At 72.2% G+C, this 7,318-nt stretch carries 7 protein-coding genes; 5 read left to right on the top strand and 2 right to left on the bottom strand.

What is annotated here, in order from left to right:
• Both Q392_RS17700 and Q392_RS17695 read right to left on the bottom strand, forming a co-directional pair.
• On the bottom strand, positions 1 to 2,152 hold a 2,152-nt coding region (locus Q392_RS17700; protein WP_157008047.1), incomplete at its 3' end, for a two-partner secretion domain-containing protein.
• Between the two features lie 219 nt (positions 2,153 to 2,371).
• Positions 2,372 to 3,487 (bottom strand): class I SAM-dependent methyltransferase, encoded by a 1,116-nt coding sequence (locus tag Q392_RS17695; protein ID WP_038210570.1) that lies wholly within the window; start codon positions 3,485 to 3,487, stop codon positions 2,372 to 2,374.
• Positions 3,488 to 3,506: 19 nt separating this feature from the next.
• Between Q392_RS17695 and Q392_RS17690 the strand changes: the two genes are divergently transcribed.
• The 5 genes from Q392_RS17690 to Q392_RS17670 all read left to right on the top strand — a co-directional run bounded on the left by Q392_RS17690 (position 3,507) and on the right by Q392_RS17670 (position 7,052).
• The gene (locus Q392_RS17690) at positions 3,507 to 4,307 is read left to right on the top strand and encodes an SDR family oxidoreductase (RefSeq protein WP_038210569.1); all 801 of its coding nucleotides are present in this window, start codon (positions 3,507 to 3,509) and stop codon (positions 4,305 to 4,307) included.
• Positions 4,304 to 4,687, top strand: a complete 384-nt coding sequence (locus Q392_RS17685; RefSeq protein ID WP_038210567.1) for a dihydroneopterin aldolase — start codon at positions 4,304 to 4,306, stop codon at positions 4,685 to 4,687. The genes Q392_RS17690 and Q392_RS17685 overlap by 4 nt, the downstream gene beginning before the upstream one ends.
• A 64-nt stretch (positions 4,688 to 4,751) precedes the next feature.
• Positions 4,752 to 5,669: a tRNA 2-thiocytidine(32) synthetase TtcA gene (gene ttcA, locus Q392_RS17680; RefSeq protein ID WP_038210590.1), complete on the top strand. Its 918-nt coding sequence runs from the start codon at positions 4,752 to 4,754 to the stop codon at positions 5,667 to 5,669.
• A gap of 52 nt (positions 5,670 to 5,721) precedes the next feature.
• Positions 5,722 to 6,354, top strand: coding sequence for a DUF4136 domain-containing protein (locus Q392_RS17675; RefSeq protein WP_038210565.1), 633 nt, complete (start codon positions 5,722 to 5,724; stop codon positions 6,352 to 6,354).
• Positions 6,355 to 6,404: 50 nt separating this feature from the next.
• Positions 6,405 to 7,052: a histidine phosphatase family protein gene (locus Q392_RS17670; RefSeq protein ID WP_038210563.1), complete on the top strand. Its 648-nt coding sequence runs from the start codon at positions 6,405 to 6,407 to the stop codon at positions 7,050 to 7,052.
• Positions 7,053 to 7,318 lie beyond the last annotated feature (266 nt).

Below are 7,318 nucleotides of genomic sequence, written 5' to 3'. Positions count from 1 at the left end.
CGTTGGCGAACTGCTGGCCGTGCGTGTCGACGCCGATGCGCTCGCCGAAGATCCTTCCCTGGGTGTTGTCCAGGCCGGCGTTGGCCAGCAGGGTGGCACCGCCGGCCTGCATCGTGCCGCCGGCGTTGGTGGTGGCGCCGCCGGTGGTGACGGTGAGATCGCCATCCACGGCCGCGGTCGTGCCGCCATGGTTGTCGTAGCTGCCGGCGTTCAGGGTGGTGCTGCCGTTGGCAGCGAGGGTGCCGGCCCGGTTGCTGGCGGCGCCGGCGACGTGGGCCAGCAGATCGCCCGCCGCCGTGATGCGGCCGGCATCGTTGTTCAGGGCGCCCGCAGCGAGCGTGGCGTTGCCGCCCGCGCCGATCTCGCCCTGGCGGTTGTCCAGCAGGCCGGCGGTGGTGATGCCCAGAGGGGATGCACCGGCCGCACGGATGGCGCCCGACCGGTTCGTCAGGCTGTCGGCAGCGATGGTCAGCGCTCCATTGCTGGCAAGCGTGCCGGCGCCGTTGTGGATGGCGCCGGCAACCTCGACACCCATTGCGCCTGCGGCGGTGATCGTGCCCCGGGTGTTGTTCAGCCCGCCGCCCGCGCGCAAGGCTGCATCGCCCTCGCTGGTGAGCGTGCCCCCGGTGTTGACCAGCTCGCCCGCGCTGGCGATGTCCAGGCTGCCCGCGCGCACGGTGCCGGCGCTGTTGTCGAAGCGATCGACCTGCGCGCTGAAGGCGCCGCTGACGTTCAGCGTGCCGTCCTGGTTGCTGAAGCTCGCCTGGTTCAGCGCCAGGCTGCCCACGCTCAGCGTGCCGCCGCGGTTGACGATGTTCGGGCTGTGCAGCGCGATCGGGCCGCCCGCGTAGATCCGGCCCCCGTCGTTGAGGAGGGCGCCGGCAGCGGTGATGGCGCCGGGCTCGGGCGGCGCTGCCGGGGTGGCGGCCGGAGCCGTGGCGGCCGTGCTCCCCGTCGAGCCGCCTGCCGGGGGCGCGCCGGCGGTGGCGCCGCTCGACGTTGTGCCCGTTGTGCCGGTGCCGCCTGTGCCTGCGCTCGTACCGCCCGCGGCGATGGGCTCGGCGCCGATCCACCCGCCGTCGGTGTTCGACAGCGTCGGCGCACCGATGTCCAGCCGCGCCGCGCTGGCCTGGCGGATGGTGCCGTGGCGGTTGTCGATCTCGCTGCCGCTGGACAGCCGCACGCTCTGCCCTTCCAGCGTGCCGGTGTTCTCCAGCCGCCCGGCCGCCGTCACCACCAGGGCGCCCGCCCCCGCGCCGATGCGGCCCGCGTTGCGCACGCCCAGGCCCGCTTCCGTGCCGATCAGGGTGATCTTGCGCGCGTACATCCCGCCCAGCGCCGCCACGTCCAGTGCGAAGGTGGGCGCGGGGCCGCTGCCTGCCGTGGGGGTGACCTGGCCGTGGTCCGCCGAGATCCGGTTGGCGCCGGTGGCCACCTTCAGCTCGTTGGCATGGAGGGCGGCGTTGACCTGCAGCGCCCGGCTGAGGATGGCCGCGTAGTCGGTGCTGCCCGCGTCCAGGCCCGCGCCTTCGATGCGGATGGTGCCGCCTTGCACCAGGAAGGCGTCCAGGCTGCCCAGTGCGCCGTACTGCGGCACCCCGGTGGTCAGCGTGACCTGGCTCGCGTTGATGAAGCCCGCGCCGTTGACGCTGATGCCCGAGGGGTTGGCGATCACCACCTCGGCGCGCTGGCCGGCCACCTCGATGGTGCCGTTGAGGTGGCTCGGGTTGGCGCTGCTGACCTGGTTGACGATGAGACGCGCCGGGCCCGCGGCCAGCCAGGGGTTGCCCTGCACCAGGCCGCCCAGTTGGGTCTGCGCGGTGGTGCGGCTGTTGTTCAGGATGGCGCCGGCGGCGTGGACGTCGAACTGCTGGTACTGGTTGACGCTCACCCCGGCGGGCGAGGGCGTGGTGATGTTGACCAGGGGCACGCCGTTGGGCGCCGCCAGCACCTGCGGGCGCTGCGCGGCGGCGGCAAAGGGGTTGGCGACGATCTGGGCCTGGACCGCTGGCGCGGCCAGCAGCGCCAGCACGGCCGTGGCCTCCACCGTGGCGCGCGCAGCACCCTTGCCCATCCCGCGCGCCGTCTCCGCCACCGCCATGCGCAGCCCGCGCGCCGCGTTCCAGACGACGCGGTGTACTCCCCGATTCATGCTTTTCCTCTCCCTGAGCGATCGGTGTACCGATCGATGTGCGACAGCAACACGCTGGTGACACAACGTGTTGCTGTCGGATTCTGGGATCAGCTCATGCCTTCCAGGCAGGCACTAATTCACGGTCGGGGCAACGCACCCACCTGAATCCCCATTCGAGGGGATCTCAGACTGCAAACAATTGATTCCAGATCGAACGTCGCCGGACGCACGGCACCGCTACAGCGCGTGGCTGCGGTCGCCCGCGCGGAAGCCCACGGCGTCCCAGGGCGTGCTGCCGGCGGCGGCGAAGCCGATCACCTTGAACAGTTCGCCCATCTCGTGCTCGTGGATCAGGCGCGCCGCCATGGCGCGCTGCGCGGCGTCGGCCTGTGCCATCAGGTCGGGCAGGCCGCAGTTGAGGAGGAAGCGCGCCTGGCTGGTGTAGCCGAGCACGTGCAGGCCGGCGTCCTGGCCGGCCAGCGCGATGCCGGTGAAGTCGACGTGCGCGGTGATGTCCTTGCCGCCCACGGCCACCAGCGGGTTGTCGTCGGCCAGGTGGCCCTGGTGGCACATCACCGTGCCCATGTGGCGCTGCGGATGGTAGTACTCGGCTTCCGGGAAGCCGTAGTCGAGCAGGAACACCGCGCCGCGCGCCAGGCGCTCGGCCAGGGTGGCGGTCCAGGCGCGCGCCTGGGGGTGGATCTCGGTCAGGTAGTCGTGGTCGCTCTCGATCTCCACCGGCGGACGCAGCGCGGTGGACCGGTCTTCCCAGGCGAGCGCGCCGCCGGGAGTGCGGACCACGCCGCGCTCGTGCCACCGGCCCGACCGGCGCACCAGCAGCTTGACGGGCATGGCGTCGAGCACCTCGTTGCCCACCACGACGCCGTCGAAGCGGTCGGGCAGTTCGCCGGCCCAGCGCACCTTGCCGCCCCAGGCGGCCAGGGTCTGCCGCTGGCGCTCGCGCAGGCTGCCGGAGAGGTCGACGATGGTGTAGCGCGCCACACGTTCGCCCAATGTCTCCAGCAGTTGCGCGGCCAGCGCGCCGGAGCCGGCGCCGAACTCCCACACCTCGCCGGTGCCGGTCTGCGCCAGCGCCTCGGCCACCTGCACGGCCAGCGCGCGGCCGAACAGCGGCGTCAGCTCGGGCGCGGTGACGAAGTCGCTGCCCGACGCGGGCATGTGGCCGAACTGACGGCTGCCGTGCGCGTAGTAGCCGGCGCCGGGCGCGTACAGCGCCAGCGCCATGAAGCGGTCGAAGGGCAGCCAGCCGCCGTCGCGGGCGAGGGCGGCATCGATAATCCGGGCCATCCGGTCCGAGGGGGTGGCGCCGTGCGCGCCGGGCTCCTGCGTCATCCGGGCATTATCGAGAGCGATGTCTTCCCCTCTTCCATCTCCCGACCGCCGCGCCGTGCTGGTGACCGGCGGCGCACGCCGCCTGGGCGCCGCGGTGTGCGAGGCCTTCGCGCGCGCCGACTGGCGGGTGTGGTGCCAGTACCGCGCCTCCGGCGCCGAGGCGCAGGCGCTGGCGCAGCGGCTGGGCGCCGAGGGCCTGGACGTGCGCGCCGTGGCGGCCGACATCACCACCGAGGCCGGGCGCCGCGCGCTTTTCGGCCAGGTCGCGGCCGAGGCGCCGCTGGCCTGTGTGGTCAACAACGCCTCGGCCTTCGAGCCCGACACGGGCGCGGACTTCGACAACGGGGCGGCGCTGCGCCAGATCGGCGTGAACCTGGTCGCCCCGCTGGACCTGGCGCGCCTGCTCGGCGCCCAGCCCGGCACGCACGAATGCAGCGCCATCCACGTGCTGGACCAGAAGGTCTACAACCTGAACCCGGACTACTTCTCCTACACCGTCTCCAAGCTGGCGCTGGAGCGCGCGGTGGCGCTGCAGGCGCAGTCGCTGGCGCCGCGGGTGCGGGTGTGCGGCGTGGCGCCGGGCATCCTCTACCCGAGCGGCCCGCAGGACGAGGCGAACTTCGCCCTCGCCTCGCGCGCCAACCTGCTGCGCCGGCCGATCGACCCGGCCGACGTGGCCAGGGCCTGCGTCTTCCTGGCAGAGACCCCGAGCGTCACGGGCACCACGCTGAGCGTCGACAATGGGCAGCACCTCGTGCCCCTGCCGCGCGACATCATGTTCGTCGTCGACGAACTGCTGAAACACCCTCCATCCCCATGACCGCCATCGACCCCCTGCTGACGAGCTGCCGGCGCCTGTTCCTGCGCGACTACGAGGTGTGGATCAACATCGGCGTGCACGACTTCGAGAAGCGCGCCGAGCAGCGCGTGCTGATCAACGTGGACCTGTACATCCCGCTGGCGCTGTCCACGCCGAAGGCCGACGAGCTGGACGAGGTGGTCGACTACGACTTCATCCGCCGCACGGTGGCGCAGCGCCTGTCCAAGGGCCACATCCACCTGCAGGAGACGCTGTGCGACGACCTGCTGGCGCAGATGCTGGCGCACCCCAAGGTGCAGGCGGCGCGCGTGTCGACGCAGAAGCCCGACGTGTATCCCGACTGCGAGGCGGTGGGCGTCGAAGTATTCGGAAGCAAATGAGATGAGTGCCGCCCGGCCGCCCGAAGGCGCTCGCGCCGCAGCCCGTCAGGGCGAAGGCTTCTCCATGCACGCCGTCTGGACGGAAGAAGCCGCCGCGCCGAGCCCGAAGATCGAGCGCGAGGCGCACAAGCTCGAGAAGCGCCTGTGCCGCGAGGTCGGCCGCGCCATCGGCGAATACAACATGATCGAGGCCGGCGACAAGGTGATGGTGTGCCTGTCGGGCGGCAAGGACAGCTACGGGATGCTCGACATCCTGCTGAAGCTCAAGGCCCGCGCGCCGGTGCACTTCGACCTGATCGCCGTCAACCTCGACCAGAAGCAGCCCGGCTTCCCGGAGGACGTGCTGCCCGCGTACCTGCGCCAGGTGGGGGTGCCCTTCCACATCGAAGAGCAAGACACCTACAGCATCGTCAAGCGCGTGGTGCCCGAGGGCAAGACCACCTGCGGCCTGTGCTCGCGCCTGCGCCGGGGCATCCTCTACCGCGTGGCCGACGAGCTGGGCGCCACCAAGATCGCGCTGGGCCACCACCGCGACGACATCCTGGCGACCTTCTTCCTCAACATGTTCTTCGCCGCCAAGCTCAAGGCCATGCCGCCCAAGCTGGTGAGCGACGACGGCCGGCACGTGGTGATCCGCCCGCTGGCCTACGTGCCCGAGAAGGACCTGGTGCGCTGGGCGCAGCACCGCGCCTTCCCCATCATCCCGTGCAACCTGTGCGGCAGCCAGGAGAACCTGCAGCGCCAGGTGGTGGCCGACATGCTGCGCGAGTGGGAGCGCAAGCACCCGGGCCGCATCGAGAACATGTTCCGCGCGTTGCAGAACGTGACGCCTTCGCACCTGCTGGACGGAACGCTGCACGACTTCAAGGCTCTCACCCCGACCGGCGTGGCCGACGAGAACGGCGACCGCGCCTTCGACCCGCCCGAGCTGCCCGACGCGGCGCCCGGCACCCTGCCCGGCCTCCAGGTGGTCCGCCTGTAGGCACGGCGCGCCGGACGGGGCGGCCGTGCAACGAACCTGCCTTCGACCTCCCATGCGATCCGCACCGGCACCCCTCCTGCTCGCCGCCACCCTGGCCCTGGGCGGCTGCGCCACCTCCTGGACGGTGGACAGCCAGGTCCACAGCTTCTCGGCCCTGCCGGCCACGGTGCCGGCCGATGCCACCTACCGCTTCGAGCGCCTGCCCTCGCAGCAGGCCCGCCCCGAGGCGCAGGCCGAACTGGAGGCCATGGCCGAGCCGGCGCTGGCCTCCGCGGGCCTGCGCCGCGACGATGCGGCCCCGCGCTACAGCGTTCAGGTCGGCGCCCGGGTCGACACCGAACTCTCGCCCTGGGCCGACCCGTGGTACTGGGGCCCCGGCTACTACCGCTACCGCCCCTGGCACGGCCCGGGCTGGTACGGCGGCCCCTTCGGCCCGGCCTGGCTGCCGCCGGCCGACACCTGGTTCGACCGCGAGGTCAGCGTCGTGCTGCGCGCCCTGCCCGGCAACGAGGTGGTCTACGAGACGCGCGCCCGCCACGAGGGCCCCTACGGCGACAGCCGCGCCGTGCTGCCGGCGATGTTCCGCGCCGCGCTGCAGGGCTTCCCGCACCCGCCGCAGGGCGAGCGCCGGGTGGACGTCGAGATCGGCGGCAAAAAGGCGCCGCCGCCCCCGGCGCCGCGCTGACGCGATCCCGCACTGCAGCATGGCGAGGCGGGCTTTCTAGAATCCCCGCCATGGAAGCCACCCGACTGATCGCCGTGCGCCATGGCGAGACAGCCTGGAACGTCGACACCCGCATCCAGGGCCATCTGGACATCCCGCTCAACGACATCGGCCGCTGGCAGGCCGCCCGGGCCGGCGAGGCGCTGGCCGGCGAACCGGTGGCGGCCATCTATTCGAGCGACCTGCGGCGCGCCTGGGAAACGGCCCAGGCCATCGCCCGGGCGCAGGCCGAGCCGGTCGCGCCCACGGCCGACGCCCGCCTGCGGGAGCGGGCCTTCGGCCGGTTCGAGGGCCGCACCTTCGCCGAGATCGAGGCGGCCGAGCCCGGCATGGCGCTGCGCTGGCGGCAGCGCGACCCGGGCTTCGCGCCGCCCGAGGGGGGCGAGAGCCTGATCGACTTCCGCGCGCGGATCACCACCGCCGCCCACGACCTGGCGGCGCGGCACGTCGGCCAACTGGTGGTGCTGGTCGCCCACGGCGGGGTGCTGGACGTGCTCTACCGCGCCGCCACCCGCCAGGATCTGCAGGCGCCGCGCACCTGGCTGCTCGGCAATGCCGCCATCAACCGGCTGCTGTGGACGCCCCAGGGCCTGTCGCTGGTCGGCTGGGGCGATGCGGCCCATCTCCAGGCCTCGCTGGACGACACCACCGCCGGCTGAGGCCGGCCCCTTCCCCACCCTTTCGAAAGCCCGGCCCGCGCGCCCGGCGGCCCTGCCGCGGCCGTCGATGTGACTTTTGTCACCCATCGGGGGCAGGCCGGGCACATAGGCGCAAGGGCATATGTCAGCTTTTGGTATTCATTTTTTACAGAAACTGGGGGATACTGGGTTTCAATGTAAGTATTTATGTAACACCCATGCCTCCTGATTCACCTTTGTGTCGCACCGCGGGCGCCGAACCGGCCCGGGATGACGCGGCCCTGGGT

The sequence above is a fragment of the Xenophilus azovorans DSM 13620 genome, assembly GCF_000745855.1.
In the GTDB taxonomy this organism is placed as follows: Bacteria; Pseudomonadota; Gammaproteobacteria; order Burkholderiales; family Burkholderiaceae_C; genus Xenophilus; species Xenophilus azovorans.
Note: the sequence above shows the minus strand (reverse complement) of the source record. Positions and strands in the feature narration are given on the sequence as shown.

What these genes read in the sequence shown, in the direction of transcription:
- Q392_RS17695 (WP_038210570.1), bottom strand. Translation starts at nt 3,487, where the DNA reads ATGACGCAGGAGCCCGGCGCGCACGGCGCCACCCCCTCGGACCGGATG.
- Q392_RS17690 (WP_038210569.1), top strand. Translation starts at nt 3,507, where the DNA reads ATGTCTTCCCCTCTTCCATCTCCCGACCGCCGCGCCGTGCTGGTGACC.
- Q392_RS17685 (WP_038210567.1), top strand. Translation starts at nt 4,304, where the DNA reads ATGACCGCCATCGACCCCCTGCTGACGAGCTGCCGGCGCCTGTTCCTG.
- ttcA (WP_038210590.1), top strand. Translation starts at nt 4,752, where the DNA reads ATGCACGCCGTCTGGACGGAAGAAGCCGCCGCGCCGAGCCCGAAGATC.
- Q392_RS17675 (WP_038210565.1), top strand. Translation starts at nt 5,722, where the DNA reads ATGCGATCCGCACCGGCACCCCTCCTGCTCGCCGCCACCCTGGCCCTG.
- Q392_RS17670 (WP_038210563.1), top strand. Translation starts at nt 6,405, where the DNA reads ATGGAAGCCACCCGACTGATCGCCGTGCGCCATGGCGAGACAGCCTGG.